This window comes from Robertkochia sediminum (genome assembly GCF_016786255.1).
Taxonomy (GTDB): Bacteria; Bacteroidota; Bacteroidia; order Flavobacteriales; family Flavobacteriaceae; genus Robertkochia; species Robertkochia sediminum.
Map to the genome: position 1 here is coordinate 350913 of NZ_JADMKT010000067.1, position 16289 is coordinate 367201.

The window sequence follows — 16289 nt, forward strand, 5'->3', positions numbered from 1 at the left end:
AGTGTTTTGTTTTTTCTCTTCATTTTAATCGGGGTAGCAGAGGTGGTATCGGCCCAGAAGCGGGAGGTGGTTTACAGTGATCAACAATGGTTCCAGTATTACAATCAAACGAAACTTAACGATAAGTGGACCCTGCTTTTTGATGCCGGATCCAGGTGGCGGGAAGGATTTGAAGAAAGTTCTCAGTATATCGCCAGAGCAGCCATAGGATATGCCTTAAGGCCAGATATCCGCATTTCTTCAGGGCTTGCACATTCAGGTTATTATATTGCAGACAAAATAAAGAAAGTTGAATTCCGGCCTTATCAGGAAATTGCGGTCAGGAATACCTTTCATAAGATCGGACTGGTTCACAGGTACAGGATCGAGGAACGTTTCTTTAATGCTGTGGCCAATAGCGAGATCGAGATCCCCAACAGGTTTAATTTCCGCTTTCGGTATTCATTGATGTTAAGTATTCCGCTGTTTCATTTGTCAAAAGAAAATACCGATAAGGTGTTCCTGCTTAATATAGGAGATGAGATCTTTGTGAATGCCGGAAAGGACGTGGTCAATGTCTTTGGGCAGAACCGGTTTGTTGTGAGTCCTTCTTTAGGGTTTAATGAGATCCTCACCTTTTCTTTGGCCTGGAACAGTCAGTTTACCAGTACCCCTGTTGAAGATGTTTTCAGTTATTCTGACGTCTTCTGGTTGCAGATCAAACACCGGCTTGATCTAAGTAAGTAGCGGTCGTAATACTTTGGGTTCCGGTTTTGAGTACAGATCAGGAATGTTTCAGTTTCTTCACCGGTCCTGGGTTGGAATTCCTGGGATGAGGTTTTTTATATTAAGGATCTCAATGCCGTTGACACACAAGTTGACCGTGTTTTATTGATCATACTTTATAAAAGTCTGTAAAGCCATATTCCCGGAAATAATAGCTGAATTCAAGAGTGTGGTATTTTTACTATATTAGTTAGGTGAATCTTTCTTTTAAGATGGTTTTTGGCGTCATTCTTTATATCCGGTATGGTGGGAACCAAGGGAAGAATGAATAAGCAGAGATCATGAGATCAGATATACGCATCGGCCTTATCGTATGTGCCATCGTACTGTTACTCGCTATTGTGTTGTTTCAGTTGAACGTTCTTGACTCCCAATTGGTGTTCAATATTTTCATTGTGCCGGTATTTATCGGGAACTTGATCCTGATCTTTAGAGTTTACAGAGCGAATAAAAAGGTCAGGTAGGCCCCGGTAAAGCTGCGTTAACCATTGTTGTAAAAATCGGCGTATGAATATCAAGTATAACGAATCGGATAACACCATCGAGATCAAGGACAGACTTAAATCGGTTTATTGGTATCAAAGGATATCGGCGATCTTCATAATCATTGCTGCTATGTCTTTAAGCAGCTCCGTTTGGGGTAAAGATCTGGCTTTATGGACTGTTTTTATATGGGGATTTTGTGTCTTAGGCGGAATAGCAGTAATGCTTTACCTTTCTTTTAAAAAGACTTCAGCAGAACGATTGAAACTTTCTGAGATCAGTGCACTTTGTGAAGATCAGTTTTTTGGCCGGAGGCGGTTACGTATTAAATTGCATAATGGAAAGTCCAGGGACCTGGTCGACCTGAGTAAGGAATCTGATATGAAATTCACCAAGGCCTTTTTTAAGGAAAGGGGTATTCCGATCATTTGATCTAAGATGATAATAGACGATCAGCAGGCCTTAGCTTAGACTTACTTGCTTAAACGGAATAAAAGTTTGAGATCTTTTCTGGTGTCTTTATCAAAGCTTACGTAGCCAATATTGGTGATAAAATGACTCAATAGCACGGCAATGGCAGCGCCGGTTACCCCATATCCGGGAATCAGCAGGCTGCATAGTATGACATTGCTTACACAACCCAGGGCAAAGCGGTAGATATTGTGTTTTAGCCTATTGGTGGTGAGTAAATGCTTTTCGTAGAGCATGCCAATGAATACGAATAGAGGCGCCCAGGAGAAAATGCGCAACGCCGTTTTGCCCTCGTTGTATTGTTCTGAAAAATAATGGTCAAGTACGAAGTCGCCAAAGGCCGTATAAAACATGGCAATAGCGAACCCTAACAGGACCAGGAGGTATAGCAGATGCCTGTTCTTATTGTAATAATAAGTTTTATCAGTGTTGAAGGACTCTGCTAAAGACGGATACAAGGCATTGACTATCGCAAATCCGATCGTCCAGCATAATCCGATCACCAGGAATTGCACACTGGCAAATACCCCATTGGCATGATCGTCATGAAAGTACCTTAAAAAGATCTCATCAATACCGATATAGACCATGATGAGGGCTTCAGAAACGATGAGGGGCAATGCCATGATAAGCAGGTTCACCCCTAATTTCCGGGAGAATTTTAAATGGCGGAAGCGTATTTCCCTTTTTGACCATAACACCAAAAAGTAAAACACACCCTGCAGTAAAAAATCCAAAACAATGGTGAATGCAAAGTACGATACACTCAATTGTTGTTTGATCCCGTAGTACTGTAAAGAAACAACACAAGCAAGACTTAACATCTTTCCTATAAAGATGAATTTAGCCCTTTTATTGGCGAGGAGGTAATACTCGAATACATCGGTTAGCCGAAAGAGGTATCCAAAAACTAAAATGGCATAAATAGAGAGTAGGGTTTCGTTGTTTTCCAAATAGAAATACCCGATAACCCCCACCGCAACAAATGCCCATGCGATGAACCGCATCACAAAGGCCGTAGCCATGATGCGCTGACTATCCCTAGGTTTAAAGACCATTTCGCGCACGCAAACCGCAGATAACCCTAAAAAGAACAAAGGCGAAAACATGCCCAGTATCGACTCTGCCAGTTTCAGTTTTCCGATATCTACAGTCCCTAGCGTATTAAAGATCTTAGGCATGATAAATACCGAAACGATCATAAGGATGATCTTTTCCAGTGAAAACCAAACGGTTGTGCTTATGTCTTTTTTATCAAAGGAAGTAGCCATGAAGATGTATTGGGTTTCAAAGATAAAAAACGCGGGGTGTTTGAGTCCTGTTTATTACATTTAGCGTGAATAAAGCTCGCTTATGACTCCTGAGTTTCTTCGACGATACTATGTGATGCGCATCATTACCACCCCGAAGGTGTATGGCCTTCCGGATGGGTATGTCGCATTGGAACAGTTACAGGGTACCCTGGAAGACATCCGGGAGCGAAATGCAGACGATGTGCTTTATGAAAAGCTCGAGTTACACAGTCGTAAAACCATCAACCGGGATCTTAAGAAGATCGAATCCTACTACAAGGTGTTCATCAAACACAAGCGCAATTATGGCTTTTACGTAGAGGATAACATTAGCCGGGATGAGGAGCAGCTTAAAGAGGTATACGAGAAAACAGAGTTGTACCTGCTCAATCATCACGCGCATGCCTGGAAGGATTTTGTAACCTCGGCGCGTACTTCCCTGAGTACCTATGTGGATATCGTCGGACTCATTAATGCGATAGACCTGCAGTTACTGGTGGAATTGGAGTATAAGGGATGGTATGACGATAATAAGTTCACCACCTTCAAAGGGGTGGTCCAGCCATTGCATATCAAGGAGATCAACAATGCCTGGTATTTAATAGCACGCCATTCGGAGAAGGGTATTAATGCGTTTTGTTTGGACCGACGAATCCGGGAGTTTAAGGTAACTACCAGGAAGGCTGTTAACCAGGAACCCTTTGATGAAGCGGAATATTTTAAAAACTCCATAGGGATCTTAAGAACCGGCATGAAACCGGAGTGGATCCACCTGAAAGTATCCAACCATCATTTGCGGTATTTGGAGGCGAATAAGATGCATCCTTCCCAGGAAGTGATCTCTTATCCTAAAAAACCGGAGACGGACTTTATAGATTTTAGCGATCCGGATATTTGGGGGGAGATCAAGATCTGCGTGGAACCGAATTACGAGTTTTTAATGGAGGTCCTGAAATACAATCTCTGGGTACAAGTGGTTAGTCCCAAATCGGTTCGGGATATGGTCGCATCACATGTGGATCGAATTGCTGATTACTACAAGTAACACCTCCCCTCTATAGCGAATATTTAAGGCTCTTACGATATTTCTGTCATACCAATAGATTCTTACAAAAAGAATTAAACTTTCGAGTCAACTCCGTTATTGATGAATAAATCATAGTGTTAACCGTTTCCTGCCCTGTGGATTTAGATCCTCGCTGAAAGCGTATCCTAAAAAATTCTTTCCACCTCCTGAATCGGACACCTTTTGTCCTTTTCAGGGCTACATTTGTGTAGGAAACCAAGTACACTTAACCGAATCTACTACGCTTATGGCCTCCTTCGAGATCAAAACCAAATTCGCAATCAATGTTCAAGGTAAATATGTTGATGGAGGATTATCTGTTCAAGTAACTTCTATGTGTTCTAATCCTTTCGACGAAGCAGATAAAATTCATAAGGCATTTAAAAGGATCTATGATATTGATCTGAAGCCGGAAGGGTATTTGAATCAAGGGTATTTGGAGTATAGAGCATTGTAAACAAACTTAATCATAATTAAAATTCAATCTATTTATGTCAAATCAAACTGTAGTAAAGGAGAGTTATGAAATGAAGTCACCTGATTTCATTGATATTATCAAAAGTGCTATTACGAAAGCAACTAAAGAGCGAGGTCAAGTAAATGTTCTAATTGCGGGAAAATCAGGGGTAGGGAAATCAACGTTGATCAATGCTGTTTTTCAGGGAGATTTTGCTACAACCGGACCAGGAAGGCCTGTGACACAACAAACTCGTGAAATTAAGAAAGAAGGGGTACCTCTAACTTTATTTGATACAAGAGGCTTAGAATTAAAAGAATATAAGGAAACTTTTGAAGAACTCGAGAATCTTGTTGAGAATAGAAATAATGATTCTAATCCTATGAATCATATTCATATGGCTTGGGTTTGTATTGATGAAAGTTCCAGACGAGTTGAAGATGCTGAAATTGAACTTTGCAAATTACTTGCTAATCATATGCCGGTTATTGGTGTAATTACAAAAGCTTCTTCTGATGAAGGTTTTAGATTGAAAGTTTTAGATATTTTATCTACGGTCAAAAATGTTGTACGGGTAAATTCAGTTTCAAAAACTTTAGATGATGGTTATGTAATTAAGCCTTCGGGATTAGAAGAATTAGTGGAATTGGCCATGGAGGTTGTTCCTGAAGCTCAGAAAAATGCCTTCGCAGCAGCACAGAGGGTTAGTATGAATCAGAAAATAAACAAATCACATGCAATTGTAGCTACTGCAGCAACCTCTGCCGCTGCAACTGCTGCTGTTCCTATTCCCTTTTCGGATGCTTTAGCTTTAGTTCCAATCCAAGTGGGAATGTTGGCAGGGATCACATCTGTTTTCGGATTTGAATTAGAAAAGGGATTCCTTTCTACATTAGTTTCTTCAACAATTACTGGAGGAGGAGCTACTTTATTAGGCAGAACAATTGTTACAAACTTATTGAAGATGTTTCCTGGAGTAGGAAGTGTTGCGGGTGGAGTCATTGCAGCTACAACAGCTTCAGGTTTGACAGTTGCATTTGGAGAGGCGTATATTGCTGCATTAGCCCATATTTTACAGGAAAAGGAATTACCTGAGGTGAAACCAAACGATATTGTAGTGGAATTCAAAAATAGATTTAAGAAGTAAATTATAAACTAAATAATACAAAATGGAGTTTAATGAGCATTATATGTAGACCCATATGCGCTATAATGACTAGGAGGATGATGAGTGGACTGATGAAGATGCCAATGATATCCCAAATTCAATATTTCCTAATGGTTTGGATGATGATCATGATTAGCTTTTTTTAATACAATCTGTATTAACCTTTAACAGGGATAAGTAATGAGATCTATAGAAGAATTAAGGGAATCGGTTTTTAAAATGATTGGTGAAATGGAATCGGATACAGATTATAGTAGAAGCCAGGAATTTCTTGAGGAATTTTGGAAAAAACGTAATGAATTGTATGATGAAAAGTACGGTTCTTATGGAGAAGAAGAGAAGGGTGTTATCAGCGACCTCATTAATTTGTTGAATAGAAAAGGTGAGGAAAATGACATGGAGTCTTGGTAGATATTATGATTACTCTTAAAATAGACATTCTAACCTGCTTTACGTCATGTGGGTGTTGCAAATATTTAAATGATTCTTGTGAAAAGGAATTTAGAAAATGGATTTAATTCATGAGTAAAGAAAATCTTCAGCTCGTTTACCTTCCTGAGTTCAGCCCAGGTAAACGAGCTTTTTTATTTCAATTCATATAGTTTCCAAAAGTAGCCCCACACCCCCTCTAAGTGTGGGTTAAAATAACTTCAGAAAATTTCACATAATACTTACTTTTCAGATTATGAACAGGACATGTTCTGTCCGTTTCGTTTCTACATTTGCGTAGGAGATCAGCGAGTTGAAGCAGATCTCTTTGAAGTGGCCTCAAATTTTATCATAATTTATAATTTAATAGAGCTATGTCTAGTCTAACCTTAGTGGAGGAAAAGTATGAAGCGAAATACTCTGATGTCCGATTTTGGAATAAGGTTCAAAAAGTGTGCAAATGGGCAGGGGTTAAAGTGATCTATCCTGCTTTGCTACTCAACTATGCACTACAAGAAAAGGATGTTCCGCTGTGGGCTAAAACCACCATTATTGGAGCATTAGGCTATTTTATATCCTCATTAGACGCTATTCCCGATCTTATTCCCATTGCCGGCTATATCGATGATCTAAGTGTGCTGACTACTGCGGTTACGATTATGGGAGACCATATTAATTGGGGCGTTAAACAAATGGCAACAGATAAACTACAAAATTGGTTTGGAGAGTTTGATGAAAAGGAACTTTTAGACGCTTAGATCCTATTAATTTTTTTAGCATAAACAAAGACAGTGTGTTTGTAAATCCATGGAGCTCGTTTACATGCCTTTGAACCAGGTTGGGTAAACGAGCTTTTTTTTAGGGTATCCAATAAAAGGTCCAACACTGCAATCATGTTTGTATGTTTCTTGATCTACAGCCTTATGCACTTGCCAATAACGGGACATGGAAACCTGACTTACATTTTTTGTCCCTGCTGCAGGGGTTTAGAGGAGGTATGACAAGCTGATGTGCGGTAATCTGTTTCTTACAGATATAGGATATTTATTATATATTTATGATCGTAAAATAAACGGTTCAATTTCATTGATGGTTGGAATGTTGATCTTGACAGTTGTCTAGCAAAAGGAGCGGACAATTGCCCCGGTGGTCATAGCAAACATGAATACGCAGTATCTTTTGAGGATGTTCTGTTTTCCACACTATGGATAAAGAATATAAACTTTATAAAACCAAAGCCCTTGCCATGGCAACCTTGATCGGAGGTCCCTTGGCAGGTGCTATTCTGTTAAGGGAGAATTACCTCTCATTAAGTAATAAGAAGAACGCCCGAAGAGCCCTGATTATGGGGGTGATCCTGTTCTTTGTTTTTGATCTTTATCTCATGCCAAATAATACGCTGATGTCATTAATTGTCAGAGCAACCAATAATACATCACCGGTAGCTGGAATCTATAAGCTGATCTATTTTGGGGCTGCCTTTTTTTGTTATAACGCATTACAGGCAGACGTGCTCCTGAAACACGAAAAAGCAAAAAGGGATTTCTACCCCAGCCTGGATGGATTTACCATAGGTTTGGTGATCTTCGGAATGCAAATTCTCATCTTATACCTGATAGGTAAATTTATTTATGCATGATGGATCAGACCTCAATTCTTAATAAGAAAGCTATCCAGTCGCTTGCCATGAATTTTGGTATTCATAATTGCGTTCGGAATCTAAATAATACCATAAAAACAACCTTATGAGTTTTGGAGCAGGCCATGTAATGGACATGATCAAACGCAGGAAACAAAAAAGTGTTCTCGATCCTTCTAACAGATCCAAATTTAAGGCAGATAACAGAGAAACTATTTATTCTAAAACGGATAAGGATTCAAAGAAGCTGAGGTTTAAGGTCCTTCCCCCAAAAGAACTGAAATATGTTTTAAATCAGATAAAGCAAAAAGCGACAGCGGAAAGGAAAAGGAAGCATGTTATTAGCAGTATTGTGATCTGCATCCTTACCATCCTGGTTTTGGCAGTTTTCAAATGGTTAAACTATGGATGAGTTACAATAAAAAATTGGAAAGAACTAAAAGCCTTATGGAATACTTAGTTTATTCAGGCAATATCCTTTATCGATCCCGGGAACATGTAAGCAGATAGGGAAGGATCCCAGCTTAACAAATTATATTTAATAATGCAGAACAACATTCAAAGCATCTTGCGCAATTCGGTAGATGTAGTAAAAAATAATTATAAGATCATTCTCACCTTAGGAGTCATCAGTTCGGCACTAAACATATCTTATCAGTTATTACTTATTATACAGGAAGGCATAACTTCCATTGGATTAAAGTTGTTATTTCTTCTGTTTACCCTTGGGAGCTTGATACCTTTTGTCTATTACAGTACAAGATTATTCATCACCATGATCTTTATCCTTGACGATCGATTACATGAAAAGGATACATCATTAAGCCTCGCTTTTTCGCGATCGGGGAAGCTATTCTGGGGAGTGTTCGGGAATCTGTTTCTTCTGATACTGATATTTATTGTCCCGGTGATCTTCTTTACGTTTATCTCCTCTGCCGGATTGAATGCAATAGCTACGCTAATTTTGAAGTTTCTGGTGATCTTGGGATTTATGGTCTTTTTATTACTTAATTACGGCATGTCTATTATCATTAGTGTATTAGATCCCCGGGAGCAGAGCTATTTTAAGAAGAGCCAGTCGTTATTTTTCGCGAACAAGTGGATGATGATACAAGTTTATGTTTTGATTGCGTTATTGTCTGCTATAAACTCCTTACTGCCGGAAATGCTTATGGAGGATCAGCTCTTATTTGGGATGATCAGTTCAAAATTGATCCTTGCTGAAGCTATCAGCATTTTTATATCCCCCTTGATGCTTAGTTTGATGGTAGCGTTCTACAAATATGCCAAGCGCGACAAAGCAGAAGTTTCAGGTGAATCCTTTGCGTAAGGATTTGGCAGTGATTGGAATACCAGCATTAAGCGCAAGATCAGTAAACAATAACCAACCATCACCACCAAATTCAAACAAATGAACAAACTGAAGCTTATTTTCGTTTTGGTACTTGCAGTATCGGTTCTCTCCGGCTGTGACTTCCTGGGAAACGCCCTCACTTATAAAGATACGACAGCGCAGTTTGTTGAGGCTTTGATAGCAGAAGATTATGATAAGAGTGTCTCGTATATGACTGCCGGAAATGAGGAGGTCATGCGGGCAAATCTCGATACATTAAAAGCAGGGCTGGCGAATTTCCGAAAGGTCGTAGTAAGCAATTTTGGGGAAGACTTGCAGTATAAGTTCATTACCGCCGAGAAAAGGTTCTCCACAGAAGAGGGGGAGGGTACAGCTCCCAATACAACCCTGGCACATATTCAATTTTCCAATACTTCTGAGTTTGGGATGTTTGAGATCACCTTCGATGATCTTACCAATAAGATCTTGCACATAAGGATCCTGGATGTAAAAGAGCCTATCCCCGGGATGATCTTGTACTGGGTATTCGGACTCCTCGCCATTAGTGTACCTGTGTTCAATATTTTAGTGATCCGCATGATCAAGAAGAGTGATCTAAAGCGAAAATGGGTGAAGTATATGGCTGTGGTCTGTTTGAATATTACGGCAATAACCTACGCCCCGGTTTCCGGGATCACCTTTGAGGCGTTTAGTTTACAGGTGTTGTTCGGATTTAGCTTTGCCTATATGGGATACCTCAATTCGTTTTGGTCTTTCGGCATACCCCTGGGTGGCATCTATTGGATGATAAAACTGAAACGTTAAAAGAGAACAACAAAAGAGGTACTGAAGCCTCAGATCGCTATGGAATAGGAAAGCGCTTCCGTTAGCATGATCAACACCATATGATGGTCCCTCTTCGGAAGAGCTAAGCTCTAATTAACCGCTCATAATTTCAAAGTTTAATCTGAAATAAAAAGGAATATTTTCGCTAGATTAGCTAACGTAATCAGTATGCAGCCTCTTCTTTTTAAGGTGGTTTGTATCCCAATCAAACGTATGATGAAATTCAAGATCCTTATTACGCTTTTCCTTGGAAGCTTTGTAGCCATTGGTCAATCTACTCCGGAGACCGTAAGCTCAGTTTTAGAAATATCGGGGGTAGATCAACCCATAAAGCAAATAGATGCCATGGTCGAGGCTAAGATCAATGAAAAGCAAGGTTCTTTCCAGGATGAAGCAGATTATAACAAGTTCGCAAAGATCATGCGTTCCGGTTTCAAGGCCGGGGTAGCCATGGAATACTACAAGGAGTATTTTGTAAAGAACGCTTCAGAAGATAGTCTTAAGATGGTGCTCAAAATGTATGAGGATCCATTATTCGCAGAAATGAATGCGCTTGAAATGGCGGCGGCAACATCTTCTGATGAGCAGGAAATGATGACCTTTTTTCAAGGTTTACAAAGTGATCCGCCTTCACCGGAAAGGATTCAGGACCTGATGGCTTTAAATAAGGAGGTTTGTTCTTCAGACATGACCGTTAAGATCATCCGTAATACCGTGATCTCAATGGCCGAGGGGGCCAATAAGTTAATGCCAGAGGAAGAACAGTTGGACCAAGAAGAATTGAAGCAAAAGATGGAAAATGCTTTCTCTCCGGCTATGGTCGAGCAGTTAAATAACCAAATACTTGCACTCTCATTGTATACTTATAAAGATGTTAGTGGTGAAAAGTTAAAGGCCTATATAGATGCCTGGAAAACTCCCGTAGGGCGGTACTTTGTCGGGCAATATCTTAAGGCGATGGATTATACCTTCTCAAGAATGGGAGAAGACCTCGGGGCTTCCCTGGTCAAAGATCTTGAATAGGACTTCTCTGGTGTATTAATTCACATTATCAAGCATTGAACAACCTTCTTTCTTCCTTTTACAGGAGAAGGTTACCATGGGATTTGTTGCTTACCTCCCGCCTGCATTTTGCTATCTTTACGGCCTTATGAAAGCATCTTTAAGAGCGTTCATTCTTGAACAAACCGGAGCTTCTTCATGCTATCAAAAGGAGGTGATCCAGGAATTGTGGAGTGGATATGGAAAAATATTGCGCATAGGACTTGATAATGCTGATGTAGCCAGTGTCGTGGTCAAGCATGTGCAGATCCCCATGCATAGCAATCATCCTCGCGGATGGAACACCGATATGGGTCATCAACGCAAACTGAAGTCCTACCGGGTAGAAACTACCTGGTACGATCGCTATAGTAAGGTCAGCGCTGCCCGGTTACCGCAATGCCTGGGTATTGAAACGCAAGGTGATGAGGTGATCATGATACTAGAAGACCTGGATGCAGCGGGTTATCCCTTACGGAAGGGTACAGTCTCATGGGCTGAAATAGCAGCCTGCCTGGAGTGGTTGGCCGGGTTTCATGCGAGTTACATGGGTCAAACTCCGGAAGGCCTGTGGGACGTTGGCACCTACTGGCATTTGGAAACCAGACCCCAGGAGTTGGAAGCATTGGAGGACCTTAAGCTGAAAGCCGCTGCGCCGATCATAGACGAGAAACTCAATAACTGTACCTATAAAACCTTTGTTCACGGCGATGCCAAACTCGCCAATTTCTGTTTTTCAAAAGACGGACAGGTCAGCGGAATCGATTTTCAGTATGTCGGCGGTGGTTGCGGGATGAAAGACGTCGCCTATTTTATAGGAAGCTGCCTTCGTGAAAAGGACTGTGAGCGATTGGAGGCTAAGATCCTCGACACTTATTTCGGGTATTTGCAGGGAGCATTGGCAGCACCTAATGAGGCCCTGGAAGCCGAATGGCGGGCTTTATACCGGGTAGCCTGGGCCGATTTCCATCGTTTTTTGAAAGGATGGAGCCCCGGCCACTGGAAGATCAATAGTTATAGCGAACGTATCACCGCAGAGGTGATCGATAATTTATAGCCATGGAATTGTCAGCACTCACCAATATTGCTATCCAGGCTGCCAAGGCTGCAGGGAAGATCATTCAGCAGCACATGAATGATGATGCCAAAGCTATGAAAAAGGAGGTAGGTTCAAGCCAGGCCTCCCAGGTGGTCACGGCAGTGGATATGGCCTGTGAAAAGGAAATTCTTTCGTATCTCCTTCCCACTTGCAGGGAGTACGAATTGGGACTATTAACTGAAGAACTCGAAGATGATGGTAGCCGATTTAAGGCCAGTCATTTTTGGTGTATTGACCCCATGGATGGTACCCTCCCGTTTATTAACAAACAACCCGGTTTCTCGGTGTCCATTGCCTTGATCACCAAAGATGGAAGTCCGCAGATCGGCGTGGTATTCGACCCTGTTACAGATACCTTGTATCATGCCGTTAAAGGAGAGGGGGCGTTTAAGAATGGTGAACCCTGGAGCATCACCCATAGCAATGACTACCTCACCTATGTAACCGATAAAGAATTAAAGAATACCCCCAGGGCTTCTGAAATAAAAGCTTTGCTGGCTGAGCAAGCAGAACGATTGAACCTAAATGTGGTAAAGGAACTTTCCGGAGCGGGGTCGGTGATGAATGCCATTAGAGTCCTTGAAAATGGCCCGGCCTGCATGCTAAAACTTCCAAAGAAAGAAAAGGGTGGAGGAAGCATATGGGATTTCGCCGCTACGGCATGTATATTTCATGAGTTGGGATTGCCGGCAACGAATTTTGCCAGAGGAAGGTTGGTTTTGAATAGAAAAGATGACACCTTTATGAACCGTGAAGGGGTCTTTTACGGAAATTTAAAATCTTGATTTCTGGGGTTTCCGTTCAATGCATTAAACCCAAAGTATACCTTCATATCTAATAACTAAAAGACCATCATGAAATATTCCCTACTGCTAATTTTCACGGTATTGCTCTTTGGTTGTGATAACAACGATGAGTCCGCTGCGCTTCCTGAAGGATCACCCATGTATTATCCTCCTTCAGACACTAACGAATGGCTTAGTATTTCTCCAAATGAAGCAGGATGGAATTCCTCTTCTATCAATGAGCTCTTAACATTCCTGGAGGATAACAATACAAGAGCATTTATTATGCTTAAAGACGGGAAGATCGTGATCGAAGAATATTTTGGAAACAATCTGTCCGGAACCGGACCCTTTGGTCAGAATTCCCAATGGTATTGGGCTTCGGCAGGAAAGACGTTGACAGCTACCCTAGCGGGAATTGCCCAACAGGAGGGGCGGTTGAATATCGCTGATCCAACATCCGACTATTTAGGTAAGGGGTGGACAAGCCTGCCTGCTGATAAAGAAGACCTGATCACGGTAAGAGACCAATTGACGATGACCACCGGTTTGGATCATGAGGTAGCAGATCTCAATTGTACCCTTCCCTCTTGCCTTACCTATAAAGCGGATGCCGGACAACAATGGTTCTATCATAACGCACCTTACACCTTGCTGGAAAAGGTGATTGAGAATGCGACAGGTGTGGACTATAATGCGTATACCGATCAAAAATTGGAAGCGGTTACAGGGATGCGAGGCCAATGGATCAAACAGGATTATAATAATGTTTATTGGAGTACTGCCAGAGATATGGCCAGGTTTGGACTATTAATGCTTAACAAAGGGGAATGGGATGGTACAAAAGTGCTTTTGGATGATGCATACTATGATCAAATGGTAAATACCTCTCAGGTCTTAAATCCTTCCTACGGCTATTTGTGGTGGCTAAATGGCAAAAGTTCGATAATATTTCCGGGGTTACCGGATGTATTTAATACCTCCTTATCAGAAAATGCCCCAGGTGATCTGTTTGCCGGGTTGGGTAAGAATGGACAATTCGTAGAAGTGATCCCAAGTAAGAAATTAGTCGTTGTCAGAATGGGAGAAGCACCTGATGGATCACTCGTGCCCATCGCTTTTCATAACGAAATGTGGGAAAAGATCAATCTCCTCTAACAGTAAACATAATACAAATGAACAGAAAACTTTTAGTCCCCTTACTTTTTACCACGCTCCTGATGTCGGTTTTGAACGCGGGAACACATAAGTTTCAAACGCACCGGCCACAGGAAATGGATGGCATTGAACGTATTGAAGATGAATATATAAAGATCACCTACAACCAGAAAGTTAATGGGTATGATGTAAGGGTCACCTGGAAGCCGGAAATGATGGGTCTTGATGAGGTTATTGGGCCCGCCATACTTGAATTTAAAAAGAGCGATGCTGAATTTACCATAACGAACAACTACTTTTCGTTGCCTATGGAAGCAGTCGATCTGAACATTGATCAGGGGGGCGTAGTTGGGATCAATAAAAACAATATTTCCCTGGACTATCACGATCCCGGTTTTAAAGACGGAGGCTTTGATGCTATTGATGTTCCCTTTGTATTCGTGGATCTGGACTTTGACGGAAACGAGGAATTGGTCGTGACAAAGACGAATCAAGGTCAAAGATACGTCAATGCGTATAGCGTTTATTCAGTTGAAGATGGGGGATTGGCGCCTGCTCAATATCAACTAACAGATCAGAAGCCATTCTCTGAATTAGATGCTATGGCTGAATTGAATAGGGAAAAGAAAGAAATAACCCTTATTGGCTCCGGCGGATATTGTTTCGTCACTTTTGAAACATATAGCTTGATTAACGGTGCATATGCACTAACCAAAATTGTTGAGATGGAAAGAGATGATAATGAAGACAAGTGCTATAAGTTCGTGTATGATGTAGTTAACGGAATTAAGAAGCTAATGTCTAAGGAAGAAATGCAATAGTAAACAGGTACCACCAAATTGGGCTCCTTTTACGTATATGACAGGGGGGAGGCACAAATACCCCTTTTGGAAATGTAATATTCCCCATCATTCCAGGCAGGGCCCAGCGCATTAAATCATCCGCAGCTCCGTTTTAGCTAAGGAGGCAGCCGGCGTTGGGGTATTCATGGCAAAGCCATGAGACGGGGTGGTTCCCCGGCGGACAAATAATTAATCACCAGATTGAATTTTGATCTTTTCTACAAACTCTTTCCGGTTACTCACCTCTAACTTGGCATAAATATTACGGATGTGGGTTTTTACCGTACTCACAGAAATGAAGAGTTCGGTGGCAATTTCCTTGTTCGTTTTATCGAGAACGATAAGCTCGGCAATGCGTTCCTCCTGGGCCGTTAGGTTGATGTTTTCCTGTGGGATAGCTGCCTTTTTACTTCGTTTTAGTTTTATCAACAATAAGATGATGCCTATTACTAAAATAAAACTAACAACTCCAAGGATATAGGTCGCTCGTTGGTAATAGTCTAATTTCTGATCCCTTTCGGCCCTGGTAAGGGAATTGATCAACTCTTTAAACTGTTGGGCATAACCGGTATTATTGTAGTAGCTATTAAGACGCTCCTGAAGCTCCTCATAAAATCCGGGGTTATTTTTATGGTCCTCCTTGAGAACACTGTATTCAACATCAGAAAGTAAGATCAGGGTGACTAAGGGATGGACGTCTTTGTTGATGGCGTAAGCCTTTAATTCGGAAAGTAGCTGGGTATTTGGCTCTTTCTTCTGCTTAAATTCACTTACCGATAAGAGCTCCATCTTTAGCTGACTAGCATAGCTGTAGTATTCCTGCCATTCCTTGTCAACAGGGTTCGTATTGGTATTGCTGGAGAACCAATATTTGCTGTTTTTTTCAAAAACGATGGTATCCTGGTTAGAGAACACAAAATTGTGTAAGTTCTTGAGCTCCTCATGATTGGCCATTTGTAAGGGTCCTTCATTTTCATCAACCCTGGAATGGATACGATATAAGGCATGCTTTTCGGAGAGTAATTTACCCTCAAAGGAAAAATAGCCCAGGCTGTCGGTGAGCGTAGACATTAAGATCTGTTCTGGAGCGATCGTACTTTGCTCGTTATATTTCAGCAGACTCAGATACACCCGTTTATTTTTGGTCGGAGTATCCAGGTATCCTGAAATGGAATATTGACCAAAGGCAGAATACCCTGAGGCTAAAAACAAAAAGCAAATAAGGAATAAGGAGCGCTTCATATGATAAATAAAAGTAAAGAATTTCACTGATTATCAAAATCAAATGAAAACTTTAACCTTCACCATCATACCCATGGAGGTATGGGTAAAGCGCTTGGGAATAAGATGTCAACAGGGCGTTTAATGCCCTTGATTTATTCCAGGAAACCGGTTAAATGAAGTGTGGCTAACAA

At 41.1% G+C, this 16289-nt stretch carries 19 protein-coding genes; 17 read left to right on the forward strand and 2 right to left on the reverse strand.

Going from position 1 to position 16289, the window contains the following annotated elements; all coding sequences use genetic code 11:
- Positions 1–6: 6 nt before the first annotated feature.
- From IS446_RS04495 to IS446_RS04505, 3 genes are all read left to right on the forward strand, one after another.
- Positions 7–726: a DUF2490 domain-containing protein gene (locus IS446_RS04495; RefSeq protein ID WP_203058795.1), complete on the forward strand. Its 720-nt coding sequence runs from the start codon at positions 7–9 to the stop codon at positions 724–726.
- A 320-nt stretch (positions 727–1046) separates the two neighbouring features.
- On the forward strand, positions 1047–1229 hold the full coding sequence (locus tag IS446_RS04500) for a hypothetical protein (RefSeq protein ID WP_203058796.1): 183 nt from the start codon (positions 1047–1049) through the stop codon (positions 1227–1229).
- Between the two features lie 43 nt (positions 1230–1272).
- A complete protein-coding gene (locus tag IS446_RS04505) occupies positions 1273–1680 on the forward strand; it encodes a hypothetical protein (RefSeq protein ID WP_203058797.1) in 408 nt (135 codons plus the stop codon).
- Between the two features lie 41 nt (positions 1681–1721).
- Here IS446_RS04505 and IS446_RS04510 read toward each other — a convergent pair whose 3' ends face one another.
- Positions 1722–2990 carry a flippase gene (locus IS446_RS04510; protein ID WP_203058798.1) on the reverse strand — a complete coding sequence of 423 codons (1269 nt, stop codon included), beginning with the start codon at positions 2988–2990 and terminating at the stop codon, positions 1722–1724.
- An 82-nt stretch (positions 2991–3072) separates the two neighbouring features.
- Between IS446_RS04510 and IS446_RS04515 the strand changes: the two genes are divergently transcribed.
- From IS446_RS04515 to IS446_RS04575, 14 genes are all read left to right on the forward strand, one after another.
- The gene (locus IS446_RS04515; RefSeq protein ID WP_203058799.1) at positions 3073–4056 is read left to right on the forward strand and encodes a helix-turn-helix transcriptional regulator; all 984 of its coding nucleotides are present in this window, start codon (positions 3073–3075) and stop codon (positions 4054–4056) included.
- 268 nt (positions 4057–4324) lie between these two features.
- The gene (locus IS446_RS15585; RefSeq protein ID WP_394370945.1) at positions 4325–4534 is read left to right on the forward strand and encodes a DUF6140 family protein; all 210 of its coding nucleotides are present in this window, start codon (positions 4325–4327) and stop codon (positions 4532–4534) included.
- A gap of 34 nt (positions 4535–4568) precedes the next feature.
- Entirely contained in the window at positions 4569–5681 is a 1113-nt protein-coding gene (locus IS446_RS04520; protein ID WP_203058800.1) for a YcjF family protein, read from the forward strand.
- A 201-nt stretch (positions 5682–5882) separates the two neighbouring features.
- Entirely contained in the window at positions 5883–6113 is a 231-nt protein-coding gene (locus tag IS446_RS04525; RefSeq protein WP_203058801.1) for a hypothetical protein, read from the forward strand.
- A gap of 392 nt (positions 6114–6505) precedes the next feature.
- Positions 6506–6889: a YkvA family protein gene (locus IS446_RS04530; protein WP_203058802.1), complete on the forward strand. Its 384-nt coding sequence runs from the start codon at positions 6506–6508 to the stop codon at positions 6887–6889.
- Positions 6890–7377: 488 nt separating this feature from the next.
- Positions 7378–7770, forward strand: coding sequence for a hypothetical protein (locus tag IS446_RS04535; RefSeq protein ID WP_203058803.1), 393 nt, complete (start codon positions 7378–7380; stop codon positions 7768–7770).
- Between the two features lie 106 nt (positions 7771–7876).
- Positions 7877–8182 carry a hypothetical protein gene (locus tag IS446_RS04540; RefSeq protein ID WP_203058804.1) on the forward strand — a complete coding sequence of 102 codons (306 nt, stop codon included), beginning with the start codon at positions 7877–7879 and terminating at the stop codon, positions 8180–8182.
- A gap of 132 nt (positions 8183–8314) precedes the next feature.
- Positions 8315–9100, forward strand: coding sequence for a hypothetical protein (locus IS446_RS04545; RefSeq protein ID WP_203058805.1), 786 nt, complete (start codon positions 8315–8317; stop codon positions 9098–9100).
- Positions 9101–9181: 81 nt separating this feature from the next.
- On the forward strand, positions 9182–9928 hold the full coding sequence (locus IS446_RS04550; protein ID WP_203058806.1) for a hypothetical protein: 747 nt from the start codon (positions 9182–9184) through the stop codon (positions 9926–9928).
- A gap of 234 nt (positions 9929–10162) precedes the next feature.
- Positions 10163–10972, forward strand: coding sequence for a hypothetical protein (locus IS446_RS04555; RefSeq protein WP_203058807.1), 810 nt, complete (start codon positions 10163–10165; stop codon positions 10970–10972).
- A 127-nt stretch (positions 10973–11099) separates the two neighbouring features.
- Entirely contained in the window at positions 11100–12047 is a 948-nt protein-coding gene (locus IS446_RS04560; RefSeq protein ID WP_203058808.1) for a phosphotransferase, read from the forward strand.
- A gap of 2 nt (positions 12048–12049) precedes the next feature.
- Entirely contained in the window at positions 12050–12874 is an 825-nt protein-coding gene (locus IS446_RS04565; protein WP_203058809.1) for a 3'(2'),5'-bisphosphate nucleotidase CysQ family protein, read from the forward strand.
- Positions 12875–12943: 69 nt separating this feature from the next.
- Positions 12944–14032, forward strand: a complete 1089-nt coding sequence (locus tag IS446_RS04570; protein ID WP_235996398.1) for a serine hydrolase domain-containing protein — start codon at positions 12944–12946, stop codon at positions 14030–14032.
- A gap of 17 nt (positions 14033–14049) precedes the next feature.
- Positions 14050–14853 carry a hypothetical protein gene (locus IS446_RS04575; RefSeq protein WP_203058810.1) on the forward strand — a complete coding sequence of 268 codons (804 nt, stop codon included), beginning with the start codon at positions 14050–14052 and terminating at the stop codon, positions 14851–14853.
- Between the two features lie 210 nt (positions 14854–15063).
- On the opposite strand, the gene IS446_RS15555 is transcribed toward IS446_RS04575, so the two are convergent.
- A complete protein-coding gene (locus IS446_RS15555) occupies positions 15064–16116 on the reverse strand; it encodes a response regulator transcription factor (protein ID WP_317192165.1) in 1053 nt (350 codons plus the stop codon).
- Positions 16117–16289: the final 173 nt, after the last annotated feature.